Genomic DNA, 15,162 nt, shown 5'->3' with positions numbered 1-15,162 from the left:
AATAGGAACGTTATGAGTCTGAATTTTCTGGATTTTGAGCAGCCGATTGCCGAGCTGGAAGCGAAAATTGATTCGCTCACCGCAGTGAGTCGCCAGGATGAAAAGCTAGATATCAATCTGGATGAAGAAGTCCAGCGTCTGCGGGAAAAAAGCCTGGAGCTGACTCGCAAGATTTTTGCTGATTTAGGGGCATGGCAAATTTCTCAGTTATCACGTCATCCACTGCGCCCTTATACACTGGATTATATTCGACATATCTTTACTGACTTTGAAGAATTGGCGGGTGATCGCGCTTACGCTGATGATAAAGCGATTGTCGGCGGCTTGGCGCGTATTGATGGTCGCCCGGTTATGGTCATAGGTCACCAGAAAGGGCGTGAGACAAAAGAGAAAATCCGCCGTAATTTTGGTATGCCATCGCCTGAGGGGTATCGCAAGGCGTTGAGATTAATGGAAATGGCTGAACGTTTTAAATTGCCAATCATCACGTTCATTGATACTCCGGGCGCCTATCCTGGGGTGGGTGCCGAAGAACGTGGTCAGGCAGAAGCGATTGCCCGTAACTTGCGTGAAATGTCGCATCTTTCCGTCCCCATCATCTGTACGGTGATTGGTGAAGGCGGCTCCGGTGGTGCGTTAGCTCTGAGTGTTGGTGATAAAGTAAACATGCTGCAATACAGTACCTTTGCGACCATTTCTCCAGAAGGCTGTGCGTCCATTTTGTGGAAAAGCGCTGAAAAAGCCCCCTTAGCGGCAGAAGCGATGGGGAACACCGCGCCACGTCTGAAAGAATTAAACCTGATTGATACCGTGATTTCAGAACCACTGGGCGGAGCGCACCGTGACTACGAAAAAATGGCCGAGACATTGAAAAGTCAATTGTTGTCTGATCTTTCTGAGTTGAGCGAGCTGGACAGTGAAGAATTAGTCGACCGCCGTTATGAGCGTTTGATGCAATACGGTTACTGCTAAGCGCGGCGGGTAAATTCAGGACGTTATTCTCGATCATCACGTCCATATAATACGGCGTTATTTTTATATCGCTAATAGCAGGTGGAAGATACTGAGGAGTGATAATTCCTTGGTATTTCCGCCTGTTTTGTTGTTAATAAGTGTGAAATCACCCTGGTATTGATGAATTAAGGATTATCATTTCTGCTGACATTGGGTTGGAATGGGTGCCTTGTGGGCGAGGCTTTAAAAATAAAAAGTTGAGTTTTCTATGGCCAAATATAAATATATTATTTATGCATTTTCTTGTGTGTTTATCTGGAGTTTTATTCCTGCTATATCGCGTATTGGTCAGAAAGAGATGGATCACTTCCAATATTTATTCTGGTCAAATGTTTTATCCGTTTTAGCGGTATTTGTCGTTGCGCTTATGATGGGTCGAAGTTGGAAGAAACTGTTATTTATTCCTTTTCCCGTTATGTTTAAAGTGTTGATCTTAGGCGCTCTGGATTGTTTCTTCTATTTGCTGCTTTACTATGGTTATTCCATTGAAAATGGTGTAGCTGTTTTAGTCATTCAATATAGCTGGCCATTAATGATTATTGGATTGTCATTTTTCCTGTTCAAAGAAAAACTGACTATCAGGCAGATGATTGGTCTGGCAATGGGTTTTATGGCGGTGGTGATTACCTTTACAAAAGGTAATATTACCGAGATTGCGGTGGAACATCCTCAGGCGTTATTACTGGTCTTTAGTGGCGCGTTTTGCTTTGCCTTAATGTCGGTCTTATCGAAGCAATTCGCGATTGATCCTTATATCAGTACATTCTGGGTATTTATGTGCTCGACACTGGTCTCCGCCTTATTTATGTTTGCGTTTAGCAGGATCAACTTACCGGTCGGTGATTCACTGATACCCACATTGCTAAACGGTATCATATTGAATGGTATCTCTTATATCATTTGGTTTAAGGCGATGAGTAGCCCCGATTCCCATAAAATTGCCTCAATCTTATTCTTATCCCCCGTCTTGTCGATGATGTGGATTATCCTGTTTTTTGGTGATGCTTTTGTTCCTGCTTATGTGATTGGGCTGGGGTTGGTGATTATTTCTGGCTTGCTTTGCATCAGTGCCAGGAAAAAAACAGCTAAGCAAAGTCAATTGATGGATGAGCTGATTGAGGATTGACTGGCAAGAATGAAGAAAGGTTTGGCTCCATAATGGCAAGTACACATGATTTTCTGCTGACGACGTTGGCAGAACACCTTGGTCAGCATCAAAAGGTGTTGCTCGGATTTAGCGGTGGATTGGATTCCACCGTTTTATTACATCTGCTCGTTCGCTTACGCGCGCAATCTCCTCCGTTACATGATAGGCAAATCGCGTTAAGGGCAATTCATATTCATCACGGTTTAAATTCAAACGCAGATTTATGGGTTGAACACTGTCGTCAGGTTTGTACTGACTGGCAGGTTGAGTTCCGAACGGAAAAAGTTAAGCTTGATATTCGCCAGAATGGGGTTGAAGCCGCCGCCCGACATGCGCGTTATCGCGCTTTTCAACATGAACTACAGCAAGATGAAATTTTAATCACAGCGCAACATCTTGATGATCAGGCCGAAACGTTTTTATTAGCCTTAAAACGGGGTAGCGGGCCGGCTGGATTATCTGCGATGCCGTCCCGCATGTCATTTGCGGGGACAACATTAATTCGTCCATTGCTCAATGTCAGTCGTGTGGAATTGGAAGCGTATGCTCAGGCTCAAAGGCTGCAATGGGTAGAAGATGACAGTAATCAAGATGATCGTTATGACCGTAACTTCCTGCGCTTGAATATCATGCCGTTACTTCACCAGCGCTGGCCACATTTTCCCCACGCTGTTTCTCGTAGCGCGAGTCTGTGTGCAGAACAAGAACAATTGCTGGATGAGTTATTACAAGCCTCTTTGGATGTATTGATTACAACAGAAGGTTCAATATCGATTCCCCCTTTGGTGAACAGCTCTGAAGCAAAACGAAATGCGTTGTTGCGACGCTGGCTTAACCGGAGTGGCATAAAAATGCCGACGCGGGAACAGCTTCAACGTATTTGGTCAGAAGTGGCACTGGCCAGGCAAGATGCCGAACCGCGTTTTAGGTTGGGACAAGAGGATATTCGTCGTTATCGGCAGCAACTTTGGTTAGTCCCTCAATATCAGAATCTGGCTGGCATTATTCTGGAATGGAATATACAACAGGTATTGATGCTGCCAGATGGATTAGGAAAATTGTCCCCTTCTAAAAAAGGGGGGATCAGGGTGAGGATGCCAAACGATAATGAGCAAGTCACCATTCGTTTTGGTGTTCAGGGCAATATCCGTATCGTAGGACGACAACATTCTCGCCACAGTAAAAAATTGTGGCAAGAATTGGGCGTTGCGCCTTGGCTCAGGGAGAGGATACCTTTGCTCTATTACAATGAAAAGCTGATTGCGGCACTGGGTACTTTCATTACTCAAGAAGGGCAGTGTTTGTCTGATGATGAAGGGATTTCAGTTCAGTGGCAGAAGGGGAATCTTCATATGTAATGCCATTATACTTAACCTTCCCGGTGCGAAATGCAGGCTTAGTGGATAATCTGTAACCCTGATTGCCCCATTCTGCGCCGGGCTGAATGACTCCGCCAGAATTCGCTGAAAAATCTGCCGGTTGCCTGAATATACAGCCATACTGAAGTAGGTTATTCCTGCTTATAACGGGATCATAGTCAGGTTGATGCCCAGAAATCGCCTTATTTACTGAGCTTGTATCCAGTCATAGAGGTAAGCTATCTTTGACCTTAATGTTCTTCCAGCGATTGCATGATCAGATCCCGTAGCCACTTGTGTGCGGGTTCAAGATGCAGATGTTCGTGCCAAAGCATATTCATTTCAAAACCCGGAATATCCACTGGTGGCATAAAATACTGGAGCTGCGGATTGTCTTTCACTAACCGTAGTGGCAGCATGCCTACCAGATCGGTGGTGGCAATGGTAAATACGGCAAACATAAAATGTTGCACTGACAGCACTACTTTTCTGCTTAACCCCATCTCCGACAGGGCCTTATCGGTACTGCCCCAAAAACCTCCGCCATCCGGGGAAATCATGACATAATCCAGCTCGAGAAAAAGCTTGAGTGTTGGTGCAGATTTCAGTAATGGATGACCGATTCGACTGACCAGCACATATTGTTCGCTGAATAGTTTGCGGCATCGTAGACCCTGCGGTGCTTCTTCACGAATATGAAAGAACAAATCAATCTTATCCTGTCCCACCGCTTGCGCAATCTGCGAGTTGGCGTTTTCCATTACCGCCAGCCGGGTACCGGGAGCTTCACGGCGTAAATTCGTCAACACCGGTAGCAATACTGTGGTTTCACAGTAATCTGCTGCAATTATCTTCCAGATATGAGTCGACTCGGCAGGAATAAAGGGACCAGGGGAAGAGACAGCTTTGTCTAACAGCGCCAGCGCCTGACGGAGTGAGGTGCGGAGCAACTCGGCTCGGGCGGTAGGGCGCATCCCGCGTGGGCCAGGTAAAAAGAGTGGATCGTCCAGGCTCTTACGCAGTTTTCCAAGCTGTACGCTAACGGTTGATTGCGAAAGATTAAGCGTCCGGGCGGTACGAGTCACATTAGGATCTTTTAGCAATGCATCAAGCGTCAGCAACAGGTTCAGGTCCAGTTTTCTGAGATTATCCATCGTAATACCTTGTATCAACGAAAATCATTTCTACTATACCTGACAGAACTTTAACATTCATTACCGAAATGAGGGAGGGAAGACAGATAGCGCGTGATCCAGAAGGGTTCTACCATCAGTTTTCATGATGGGAATAGATTTATACCCCACGTATTTATTGTTTATAGAAAGAATGACTAATCAATTTCATTGTCATTATTCAATTTCTGAATAATAACGAACTAATCTGAATACTGGAGATGAAAATGCCAACAGGTCTTTTTGCCTTAGCGCTTGGTGCGTTTGGGATCGGTCTGACAGAATTTGGTATTGTTGGGTTGTTGCCGCAAATTGTTGCGGAGTTTAATATCAGTGAACAAGTAGCAGGTTATTTGGTTTCCGGCTATGCAATTAGCGTGGCGATCGGTGCCATTTTACTGACTTCCATTATGATTCGCATGGAAAGACGCCTGACGTTATTACTGCTGACTGCATTGTTTATCATTGGTAATCTTATTTCTGCGATGTCAGTCAGCTACGAATCCTTACTGTTTGGCCGTATCGTTGCCGCACTTTGTCATGGCGCATTTTTCAGCATCGGTGCAGTGGTAGCCTCCGATATGGTTGCAGCCAATAAAAAAGGGGCGGCTATCTCGCTGATGTTTGCCGGACTGACGGTCTCTAATATAGTTGGCGTACCGCTGGGAACTTTCATTGGGCTGGAATTAGGATGGCGCACTACTTTCTGGGCACTGTCTGTTATCGGTCTGATAACTATGGTGGGGATCAGAACAATGATTCCGGTTATTCCTGCTAATCGTCTTACCAATCTGGGGCGTGAATTTTCTGTCTTCAAACGTCTACAGGTGTGGGTGTCCGCCTTACTTAGCGTACTTTCCTTTAGTGGTGTGATCGGTGGATTTACTTATATTGCTTTCACCCTGACTCAGGTTTCTGGCTTTGACACAAAGACGGTACCCTGGCTGCTGGTATTGTTCGGTGTTGGCACCTTCGTTGGCAATATTTATGGCGGAAAAGCCGCCGATAAATCGCTGAATAAATCACTTGGTACCATCTTACTCATGCTGACCTTGGTGATGGCCGCTTTCGCTCTATCCGCACAAAGCCAGATAATGACGGTGATTTTGTTGTTACTGATGGGGACTGTTGGACTTGCCACCGCGCCGGGCCTGCAGTTGCGTATGATGAAATACGCCAGCGATGCTCCTACCGTAGCTTCCGGTACCAATATTGCCGCCTTTAATATTGGTAACGCTCTTGGCGCCTACCTTGGCGGCATGGCTTTGGAAAAAGGTTATGGCTTTGTCTCCCCGCTATGGGTAGGGGTAGCGCTGAGTCTGATTGCACTAGCTGTAGTCATCCTCGGTAGCTTAAACAGTGGAATGAAAGTCAGCCATGTTCCGGAATAAGAGTTTCCGCTAACTCAGGATAACGTCGCCAGGTCATGACATCAATTTATTGAATCCTGTATAGGATGTCTATTTGGAGAACATTCAGATGGCAAAGATTGATGTGACCAGCCCATCTTGTTGGGCAGTTAAAGGGCTCCACCGTAATGGGCGCTCTCGCTCTGGTCATCAACGTTATCTTTGCCAGTCCTGCCGTCATTCCGGGTAACGGGAATTCACTTATGCCGCTTGTCGTCCCGGTACACATAAGCAAATCGTCGATATGGCCATGAATGGGATGGGATGCTGGGCGACAGCGCGTGTGATGGGGATTGGTCTGTATAGAGAGACATAATCTGAATCTTTGTCAACATTTAGCAAGACTGACGCGCAAAACGTTGTCTTTTTCAACATCCATAGAAATACATGACAGGGTCATAGGGTATTATTTAAACATTCATCACTATCAATAAATTGGTATCATGACCTGATATCCCTAGTTTCTAAAGTTTATTATTTCGTTAAGGTATTTTTTAATGCTTTGATATATATAAATATTCTATCTTTATATGTTATGGTGATGATGCCAAACGACGAGCAGCCTCAACGATGGATATTCTGCGCTTAGCTTGCTCACACTGGGTATCTGAGCCAGTTAGCATACGTGCTACTTGAGGCACAGCAGACCACCAGCCAGCCAGGGACAGGACCAAAAATATCAGATGATCGGGTTCTAGAGTTCGTGTAACGGTACCTTGCTGTTGACCATCAACGACTGCTCGAATTTTGTAGCCATAATATTCACGTCGTAGCTCTTCATCTGGAACCTCGCCCTCAAAAATTAATCCTTCCCAACGCATAAGGCGGCTAAGTTCAGGATGTTCACAGTGATAATCGTAAACTCTACCAGCATATTCCCCTATATCCTCAAGTGCGAAAGAGATAATCGGTACTGCTTTTGCAACCTTAGCTAATTCTCTACGTAGCACGGCCGAAAACAATGCTCGCTTGTTACCAAAATAATTATAAATGCGTTCTTTATTTACTCCTGCTGACTTAGCTATCTTTTCGACTGTTGTCCCATCAGGACCAAGTTTAGCGAACTCTGCTACAGCAGCTTCCAAAATTTTACGCTTTGTTCCTTCTGTATTCCAAGCCATAGTTTACATTTTCTTATATATTTGTTGTTGTCGTCACTAAAATAATACTATAATAAAATCCAACTTTTTGGTTGGAAATTTAATGATGAAGCCTACTATATTAATTTATGGTTCCGGTCCCGGAATCTCTCATGCGGTTGCTAGCCGTTTTGGTAAGGTTGGACACCGAGTCAAAAGTTCCGATATCCGTGGCACTAGACGATCCTGCAATCGACATTTTTAAGACTATCGCACCAGCAGATGTCGCAGAACAATTCTGGAATATGTATATAACACGCCAAACTCATGCCGTCATTTTTGGTTCAACAATACCAGTATCGGAGATAGTAGTTAATGAATAACCAAATAAGTCACATAGAAAAACTTAATGATACAGGAAGTAAGTCGGTACCATTTGATCAAACTCACACAGCAAACCGCAGTGTTATTTTTTTACTAGCGACTATCGCTTTGTTCGTTCTGACACAGCTTTACCTGGCAATTCCTTTGATTACGTATGTTGGTCGGGATTTCAGTTCAGCAAACACTGAGAGTGTCACGTTTGCTCTCGCAACAAGTTTTAGCTTGGCTTATGCTTGTGGTTTCCTTATTTGGGGACCCGTATCAGATCAATATGGCCGTCGCCCAGTGATGCTGGTCGGATTGTTTGTCCTATCAATTGCGACATTTGCATGCTCTTTCAGCACATCACTATCCTGGCTGGCAGGACTGCGCATATTGCAAGGTCTAGCCGCATCTAGTTTTGCTCCGATAGCACTAGCCTATCTTACCGAAACCGTACCAATGCGACACCGCGCTACTGCTATTGGTATGATGTCTACATCATTCCTGATAGCTGGCATCTTTGGGCAGGTATTAGCCGCTTGGATAGTGTTAGAATTGAGTTGGTCTTGGGTATTTATAATAACGGGAGGATGTCTAGTCGTCGCTATCCCACTATTCGCAGCAATGATTAAGGAACCACAGCGTGCTGTTGTTAATGGGCATTTGGGGCATCGTTTTATTGCATTAGGTAGAATTATCATACAACCCGCAGTATTACTTCTGTCATGTGCTCATATCACTCTACTCCTGTCATTTGTTGCCATGTATACGGCTTTGGGCTCTCATTTGTGGCTGCTAAACATTGCCCCAGATAAAGTCATTTTATTACGCTTAGTTGGTTTACCAGGCATGTTTGCAGCGTTGTTGGTTGGACCACTTTCTTCGCGATTTAGCATGCCGATTGTCGCAGTTATTGGCTATGTAATCGCAGCGGCAGGTCTAGCACTGGAAGCTATATTATCGCAATCCCTTATTGGCATCGCTGCCAGTAGTTTGATTTTTGTCACTGGTGTAGCTATTGCCGTTCCAGCGATGATCACTCAGTTTGGTTCTATAGCTGCATCCAATCGTGGTGCAGGGATGGCTCTTAATGGATTCATTTTATTCATTGGTGCAAGCATCGGTCCACTGATTGCGACAGGGATAACCAGCTTTACCACATTGCTAGTTGGGGCTGCTCTAATCCTTATTTTGGCTGCCTTTTGTGTTGTTGGTTGTGCATTACTGACATCATCTTTGAAAAAATCATAGAACTCGCTACGCTCAGTTGCACCACGTGCCATTGCGCGGAAGCCATGCCCGCAGACATCGGTTTGGGTGTCGTAACTCATTGCCCGTCAGGCCTTGTTAACGGTACTTTCACTCATCACTTTTGCGGAATGATGATCGTTGAGAAACTTCACTTCACCGTTGCTGCTTAGTTCCTGCAACGCGTTGATAAGCAAAACAGCCTGGTGGCTTAGCGGGACAGTGTGATCGGTTTTCATTTTCCTGCCACGTCCAGAAAAGCGAACTCTTTTATGGGTTGCCTTGTGGTGGAAATTTTCCAGACGGCGTTTTCGAAGTCAATTGCCTGCCAGCGAGCGAATCTCAACACACTGGAGTAGACAAACTTCAGCAGTGCCAGTTCTACCGCGATCTTGGTCAGCAAGCGCCCGCGATAAGCAGACAATCGGTTCAGGAAATCAGGTAAACATTCATGGGGCAGGGCGGGGTGATGACGGGATTTTGCGGTGGTAAGTGCGCCAGTCATATCATTGGCTGGGTTAGACTCCAAATATCATTCTGGAGGGCGTAGCGCATGATGGCAGTGATACGCTAGCGCAGTCGCTGGGCGAATCGGGTTTGCCCTGTTTATCAATGGTCTTGACGGTGGTGGTCACACCAGCGTTTGTTACTGACGAGCCATTCTCGGATCATGTATTCAAAGGTGTGTGACTTTCGATGGCGATGCCGTATTTTTTCTTGGCTTTGGGATCGAGACTTTGTGCCATCCGCTTCTTGGCTTTATCGCGTTTAGCGCGGGCATCGGCGAGTTTGTAGGTTCTTTCTTTGGGTTTGGCGGTTTCGATTTGTCGTGCGTTGAGTTTCATTTTCAGGGGCATTTTATAATCGAAGGGTAGGTGCACCGAATTATGCCTTTCACTGCATCTTGGTTGCAACAGACGAAACTGGACGTTGAGATAGGTAAGAAGGTTGATTTTTCTGGATTTGATGCGAATTGTTTGACTGGGCTGGACTTCACTGGAAGTTGAAGTGGTGCCGGAGGCGGAATCGAACCACCGACACGGGGATTTTCAATCCCCTCCTAAGTTGAAAAAATGTTAATAGTGTAATTCTTATTACTTTGTGTACCGATTCTGGTGCGCAAAATGATAATTCTTCCCATAATTTCCCCCAAAGGGGGCGAAGGTAAATCGACCCACGCAGCTAATCTGGCCGGCTTTTTTGCTGATGCCGGTTTTCGTGTTCTTCTGATTGATGCGGATTATTCGCAACCCACAGCCAGCAGTATTTTTCCTCTGGACTACGAAGCCCCCGCCGGGCTGTATGAATTACTGATGCAGACGGTGGATCTGAATCAGCCTGAGCAGATCATTTCCCGTTCGACCATCAACAATCTGGATATCCTGATCTCCAACGATCCGGATGAACTCCTGCCAACCGCGATGCTGCATGCACCCGACGGCCGTTTACGCCTGCGCAATGTCCTGCAACACCCTCTCTTCAGTCAGTACGATATTATTTTCATTGATTCCAAAGGGGCGACCGGCGTAATGAGCGAACTGGTTGTACTGGCGGCTACGCAGGGCGTGCTGGGCGTTATCAAGCCCATTTTACCCGACGTCCGTGAATTTCTGCGTGGCACCCTGCGGATGCTGATCCGGCTCCGGCCTTTTGAAAACTACGGTGTCCGTTTGCCGACTATTCAGATACTGGTCAACGGGGTAGAAGGAACGAACCTTGATCGGGATACGCTGAGTGAACTGACCGATATTATCCGTAATCAGCGCTATGACACTTCCGCACTGGGCGGCAGGCAGGTTTACCAACTGCTGGACACCCGGATAGACCTGCTGGATATCTACAAACTGGGGCATGTCCGTGCCCAGCCCGTGCATCGGCTGGAATACAAAACCCCCCGTAAAAGCCCGGCGGCGGCGATCACCATGCATCGCCTTGCCTGCGAGTTAGTGCCCTTATGGGCAGAAAAATTCGATGCGGTACTGATTGAGCAACCGACGGGAGAGGCGCAATGAATGTTATCTGGCGTGCCGTCTGCTTTCGTTATGAGACGGTTGAATTATTGTTCAGTGATGATGAATGGTTTGTTTTTGTGGATGCGCCGGATCGTGAAACCGCACAGGCGAAACTTCAGCTGCTGTTACCCGTTATTCTCGATGTGTCTCCGAATGAAGTAGAGCACTATTATCCCCGTCATGAAGCGGAGCTGCGCAGGCAGGCCATGCGCCCTGAGGCATTTCCGGATTTAGCCTTGCTGGAATGTGGCTGGGAAAATGGCCAGCCGCAATATCTGACCGGAAAAGAGGTGTTGTTCTGGGTTTCTGCGCCTCATCTGCAACAACGTTTAATCGCCGCCCTGAATGCGGTCAGTCAGGAGGCCGCCGATGGGAATGACGCATGAACAATTGAAGGTCATCAGCGAAGAGGCACCCAGCTATGCGTATGCCGAAGTCGGGGTACTGGGTGGTCTGGTGCTGGAAAATGATCGCTGGGATACGGTGGTATTGTTACTGGTTGCCGACGACTTTTACTTCCCGGCACACCGGATACTGTTCCAGGCCATCGCTGAACTGAGCGAAAAAAACAGCCCGTTTGACCTGATCACCCTGACCGACAGGCTGACCCAACGCGGGCAAATCGAGCAGGCTGGCGGTTTTGCCTATGTGGCCGAAGTGTGTAAAAACACGCCGAGTGCTGCCAATATTGAAGAGTATGCCCGTATTGTGGCAGAAAAAAGCCGGTTACGTCAGTTACTGGCGCTGGGAAAATCCCTCAGCGCGGACGTCTTTCAGCCGACTATCCAGTCAGAGACGCTGATTGCGCAGGCGGAAAGCCAGCTGTTTAATCTGGCGGAAAAGGGGGCAGCCCGGCAGCAGCAGGAAATGACCCTGTTGCAGGGGGCTGACAGTCTGATCACCCATCTGGAACGCATACAGGGCAGTAACGGAATAACCGGCACCCCCACCGGATTTCAGCTGCTGGATGAAAAAACGTGCGGCTTGCAGGCCGGTGATCTCATTTTGCTGGCCGCCCGTCCATCAATGGGCAAAACCGCTCTGGGGCTGGCCTGTTGCCTCGGTGCCCTGCGTCATCAGGAAAATGCGGTGGTGCAGATTTTCAGTCTGGAAATGCCGATGGCACAACTGATGTTGCGTCTCACCGCCATGGAAGGCGGGGTTTCCCTGAGTGCTCTGCGTAGCGGGATACTGGATGATGAGCAGTGGGGACGCATCAGCCAGAGCCTGGATCAGTTTTCCCGCTGGGATCAGCGGCTGGTTATCGATGATTGCAGTCATCAGACGCCCGCGTTACTGCGTGCCCGCGCACGCCGCTATACCCGCAAATACGGTAAACCCGCCCTGATTATGGTGGATTATCTCCAGTTGATGAATGCGCCCGGCCAGGAAAACCGGACACAGGAGATTGCCGAGATTTCCCGCAGCCTGAAAGCGTTGGGCAAAGAGCTGGACTGCCCGGTGCTGGCGCTGTCCCAGCTTAATCGACAAGTCGAAAATCGTCCCGATAAACGTCCCAATAACGGTGACTTACGGGATTCCGGCTCGCTGGAGCAGGATGCCGACCTGATATTGCACCTCTATCGCGATGAAGTTTATCACCCGGATTCCTCGGATGCAGGTATTGCCGAAATCATCATCGGTAAACAGCGTCAGGGACCCACGGGCACGGTGCGTGTGCAATTTAACGGTCAGTACACCCGTTTTCAGGATATATCTGGCGGGGAGGGGCGGTAAGCGATGACAGGTAAACACCACAATTTAGGTCATGCTCTGTTACAGCAAGGGCGTCAGGCTGCTGCGACAGGTCATGAAGCGCTCCCAGCGTCGGAAATGCCGATGGTACTGACGCTCGATCAACTCCGCCCCAACCCGGATAACCCCCGCACTAGCCGTAATCCGCGCTTTGACGATATCAAAGCCTCCATCAAAGCCCGTGGGCTGGATACGGTGCCGAAAGTCACCCGCGATCCGCAAGGCGAGGCGGCATATATTTTCAGCGATGGCGGTAATACCCGCTATCAGATTTTGTCTGAACTGTGGCAGGAAACCGGGGAGGAGCGGTTTTACCGTATTCACTGTCTGTTTAAACCGTGGCCGGGGCGGTTGCAGTGCGTGATTGGCCATCTGGCGGAAAATGAACTGCGGGGCGACCTGAGTTTTATTGAAAAAGCGTTAGGGATCAGCAAGGCCAGAGCCATTTACGAAGAGCAAAAGCAAAAAAGGATCACATTGCGTGAATTGTCTGCGCAGCTGAATGCTGCCGGTTTTCCCGTCAGTGCCAGCCATATCAGCCGGATGGAGGATACGGTGCGATACCTGTATCCGTGGATGCCGAATCTGCTGGCGTCCGGGCTGGGAACGCCTCAGATACGCCCTTTATTGATGCTGCGTCAGAATGCCGAGGCTGTCTGGCAGCAATATATCTTCAGTATAAACCCGGAACCTGCCGTCACCTTTGATGACGTCTTTGGAACCTGTTGCCGCAAGTTTGATGCACAGGAAGACTGGGCACCGGAGATGTTCCTTGATGAACTGATTGGGGATTTATTGCAGGCTCTGCCGCATCCGCAGCTGAATTATGACCGCTGGATACTGGAACTCGATCCGAAGGAAAATAACCGTCGCCAGCTTTTTGGTGAACAGGCCGCCACGTTTGATCCTGACCCTGTACCGGAACAGCCCGAAACGGCAGCGCCTGAGATGAATCAAGGGGATCAGAACCGAGCGTCAGACAGGGGATCGAATCCAGGCATCCTTGCTCAACCCGCCACGGATGTGGTACCGGCATCAAAGACAACATGCGCTCCGGTTGATAAGGCTATCGCACCTGCCTCATCTTCCCGAAACAATCCGGTGATCCCGCCTTATCAGCCGGAGAGTTCACCTGAACCGGAACTGTCTGCATCTGAAGCTGACAATCTTCATTTTGCCCGGGCCGGGCTGGAGCCGGTCAGTTCCGTCTGGCACATCTCCCCGATGCAGGACGATATCGAACATCTGCAAAATATGGCGTTTCGCCTGGCGTTTGAACTGGCCGAAGTGATGGGCTGTGACCGTGATTTGCTGCCGGTATCGGATGAACGGTCGGCGGGATTTTGCCTGATTGAGGGGCAGGATATTCATCCTTTTTCCTGTTTATTGCACTCCCTGACCGGGGAGATTTCTACTGACCGTTATGCATTGACGCTGACTGCCGTTCTGCTCGGGACTGCCGAAAGGGAGGCAATGCCCTTGCTGGATGACAGTCAGACCGTGAAGTTTTTGCGGCTGCTGCGGATTATCCGCCGCCTGCGTGAACTTCAGCGTGAAATGGTGCCGGAGATGTTGGCGATGTAGCGATACCGGTCCGGGGTGCCTGCTTTTCAGTGTGTTGCTCATTCATTGTGTTTTGACTGGCCTGATAATGGAGGAAGTGTATGAATCATTTATCGCAAGCGACCAACAGCCTGTTGTTGCAGTTGGTGATGGATTTGAAGAACGGCTATATCCGCCGTTGCGAAGCACTGGGGCTGGCACCCTCGGAGATGCTGATGTTACAGAGCCTGACGATTGAGGATTTACATTATCTGGGCAACAGCCCGGTATCGGTGCTGAGTGTGCAAATTCATCACGCCAATCTGGCCCGCATTTTACATCAGGCGCGTATCGAGCAGCAGCGGATGCAGCGCATTGACCGGGCACTGGAACTCAGTGGTTCGATTGATCTGATGCACTATTTTTTTGGCCTGTCCAGTCTGGAAGTGGCGGCGCGCCGGCGTATTGCCGGTATTGCTGTGAAGTCAGGGCGGGTGTCGGTACTGACGGAAGCGGAAAACAGTGACCTGTGGCAGCGCTGGCAGGCGGCAAAGATAAGGGATGCGGACAGTGCCGAGGGACTGGATATCATGATGGATGTGGCGGAGCATCATGATATTTCGCTGACTTCCGTCTGGAATGCCGTCAAAGAGTGGCAGTAACAAGGTGCCCCCGGTTCGGGCACCGTGAAAAAACAGGCCTAAAACGGATCATACAGGAAACGATGTCAGGAAAATTAACGGAAATCATGCCCGGCCTGCATGCGCCGCTGACGGCACCGCTGTCCTTTCGGCGTAAGGCGCAATATCAGGTGCTGTGTTATCGGCGGGGTCAGCGTAATTACGTCCGGCTGAAGGAAAAAGGCACCGGGTATCTGAAAATCAATGTGGGCGTGTTTTGGCGGTTGTTAAGCCGTGATAGCGGGCAATCGTGGGAACTGATGCACCACGAACGCTACAACAAGGAAATTCGTAAATCGTAACAGTCACGGAAGTCGTGTCATTCTGCGCCTTGTGCAACGCCACAGGGTGCAGCCCTGACATTATTTTTTGCTGATGAT

16 protein-coding genes and 1 pseudogene are annotated in these 15,162 nt (G+C 48.5%); 12 read left to right on the top strand and 5 right to left on the bottom strand.

Features of this window, described 5'->3' with window-relative positions:
- Nucleotides 1-12: 12 nt before the first annotated feature.
- The 3 genes from accA to tilS all read left to right on the top strand — a co-directional run bounded on the left by accA (nucleotide 13) and on the right by tilS (nucleotide 3,519).
- On the top strand, nucleotides 13-972 hold the full coding sequence (gene accA, locus XPG1_RS13290) for an acetyl-CoA carboxylase carboxyl transferase subunit alpha (protein WP_045959474.1): 960 nt from the start codon (nucleotides 13-15) through the stop codon (nucleotides 970-972).
- A gap of 250 nt (nucleotides 973-1,222) precedes the next feature.
- Nucleotides 1,223-2,140, top strand: coding sequence for a DMT family transporter (locus XPG1_RS13285; RefSeq protein WP_045959473.1), 918 nt, complete (start codon nucleotides 1,223-1,225; stop codon nucleotides 2,138-2,140).
- A gap of 32 nt (nucleotides 2,141-2,172) precedes the next feature.
- Nucleotides 2,173-3,519: a tRNA lysidine(34) synthetase TilS gene (gene tilS / locus XPG1_RS13280; RefSeq protein ID WP_045959472.1), complete on the top strand. Its 1,347-nt coding sequence runs from the start codon at nucleotides 2,173-2,175 to the stop codon at nucleotides 3,517-3,519.
- Nucleotides 3,520-3,770: 251 nt separating this feature from the next.
- On the opposite strand, the gene XPG1_RS13275 is transcribed toward tilS, so the two are convergent.
- Nucleotides 3,771-4,673: a LysR family transcriptional regulator gene (locus XPG1_RS13275; protein WP_045959471.1), complete on the bottom strand. Its 903-nt coding sequence runs from the start codon at nucleotides 4,671-4,673 to the stop codon at nucleotides 3,771-3,773.
- A 245-nt stretch (nucleotides 4,674-4,918) separates the two neighbouring features.
- On the opposite strand from XPG1_RS13275, the gene XPG1_RS13270 reads away from it, so the two are divergent.
- Together XPG1_RS13270 and XPG1_RS17745 are read left to right on the top strand one after the other, a co-directional pair.
- Nucleotides 4,919-6,082 (top strand): MFS transporter, encoded by a 1,164-nt coding sequence (locus XPG1_RS13270; RefSeq protein ID WP_045959470.1) that lies wholly within the window; start codon nucleotides 4,919-4,921, stop codon nucleotides 6,080-6,082.
- An 88-nt stretch (nucleotides 6,083-6,170) separates the two neighbouring features.
- Nucleotides 6,171-6,534, top strand: a pseudogene (locus XPG1_RS17745) (IS1 family transposase).
- A gap of 99 nt (nucleotides 6,535-6,633) precedes the next feature.
- Here the strand turns inward: XPG1_RS17745 and XPG1_RS13265 are convergent.
- Nucleotides 6,634-7,221: a TetR/AcrR family transcriptional regulator gene (locus XPG1_RS13265; RefSeq protein WP_045959469.1), complete on the bottom strand. Its 588-nt coding sequence runs from the start codon at nucleotides 7,219-7,221 to the stop codon at nucleotides 6,634-6,636.
- A gap of 333 nt (nucleotides 7,222-7,554) precedes the next feature.
- Here XPG1_RS13265 and XPG1_RS13255 point away from each other — a divergent pair, with 333 nt between their 5' ends.
- Nucleotides 7,555-8,796 (top strand): MFS transporter, encoded by a 1,242-nt coding sequence (locus XPG1_RS13255; protein ID WP_045959467.1) that lies wholly within the window; start codon nucleotides 7,555-7,557, stop codon nucleotides 8,794-8,796.
- Nucleotides 8,797-8,882: 86 nt separating this feature from the next.
- On the opposite strand, the gene XPG1_RS19315 is transcribed toward XPG1_RS13255, so the two are convergent.
- The 3 genes from XPG1_RS19315 to XPG1_RS19305 all read right to left on the bottom strand — a co-directional run bounded on the left by XPG1_RS19315 (nucleotide 8,883) and on the right by XPG1_RS19305 (nucleotide 9,674).
- A complete protein-coding gene (locus XPG1_RS19315; RefSeq protein WP_157879503.1) occupies nucleotides 8,883-9,032 on the bottom strand; it encodes a site-specific integrase in 150 nt (49 codons plus the stop codon).
- Nucleotides 9,029-9,322 (bottom strand): site-specific integrase, encoded by a 294-nt coding sequence (locus tag XPG1_RS19310; protein ID WP_157879502.1) that lies wholly within the window; start codon nucleotides 9,320-9,322, stop codon nucleotides 9,029-9,031. The genes XPG1_RS19315 and XPG1_RS19310 overlap by 4 nt, the downstream gene beginning before the upstream one ends.
- Before the next feature lie 139 nt (nucleotides 9,323-9,461).
- Nucleotides 9,462-9,674, bottom strand: coding sequence for a hypothetical protein (locus tag XPG1_RS19305; RefSeq protein WP_045959466.1), 213 nt, complete (start codon nucleotides 9,672-9,674; stop codon nucleotides 9,462-9,464).
- A 243-nt stretch (nucleotides 9,675-9,917) separates the two neighbouring features.
- On the opposite strand from XPG1_RS19305, the gene XPG1_RS13240 reads away from it, so the two are divergent.
- From XPG1_RS13240 to XPG1_RS13215, 6 genes are all read left to right on the top strand, one after another.
- Nucleotides 9,918-10,805, top strand: coding sequence for a ParA family protein (locus tag XPG1_RS13240; RefSeq protein ID WP_045959465.1), 888 nt, complete (start codon nucleotides 9,918-9,920; stop codon nucleotides 10,803-10,805).
- A complete protein-coding gene (locus XPG1_RS13235; RefSeq protein WP_045959464.1) occupies nucleotides 10,802-11,191 on the top strand; it encodes a hypothetical protein in 390 nt (129 codons plus the stop codon). Before XPG1_RS13240 ends, XPG1_RS13235 begins: the two co-directional genes overlap by 4 nt.
- Nucleotides 11,175-12,542 carry an SPI-7-type island replicative DNA helicase gene (dnaB-PI, locus tag XPG1_RS13230; RefSeq protein WP_045959463.1) on the top strand — a complete coding sequence of 456 codons (1,368 nt, stop codon included), beginning with the start codon at nucleotides 11,175-11,177 and terminating at the stop codon, nucleotides 12,540-12,542. Before XPG1_RS13235 ends, dnaB-PI begins: the two co-directional genes overlap by 17 nt.
- A gap of 3 nt (nucleotides 12,543-12,545) precedes the next feature.
- Complete coding sequence (locus tag XPG1_RS13225) at nucleotides 12,546-14,144, top strand: ParB family protein (RefSeq protein ID WP_045959462.1); 1,599 nt, start codon at nucleotides 12,546-12,548, stop codon at nucleotides 14,142-14,144.
- 80 nt (nucleotides 14,145-14,224) lie between these two features.
- The gene (locus tag XPG1_RS13220) at nucleotides 14,225-14,764 is read left to right on the top strand and encodes a DUF2857 domain-containing protein (RefSeq protein ID WP_045959461.1); all 540 of its coding nucleotides are present in this window, start codon (nucleotides 14,225-14,227) and stop codon (nucleotides 14,762-14,764) included.
- A 62-nt stretch (nucleotides 14,765-14,826) separates the two neighbouring features.
- Nucleotides 14,827-15,084, top strand: a complete 258-nt coding sequence (locus tag XPG1_RS13215; protein WP_045959460.1) for a ParE family toxin-like protein — start codon at nucleotides 14,827-14,829, stop codon at nucleotides 15,082-15,084.
- Nucleotides 15,085-15,162: the final 78 nt, after the last annotated feature.

It is taken from the genome of Xenorhabdus poinarii G6 (assembly GCF_000968175.1).
Lineage (GTDB): Bacteria > Pseudomonadota > Gammaproteobacteria > Enterobacterales > Enterobacteriaceae > Xenorhabdus > Xenorhabdus poinarii.
Note: the sequence above shows the minus strand (reverse complement) of the source record. Positions and strands in the feature narration are given on the sequence as shown.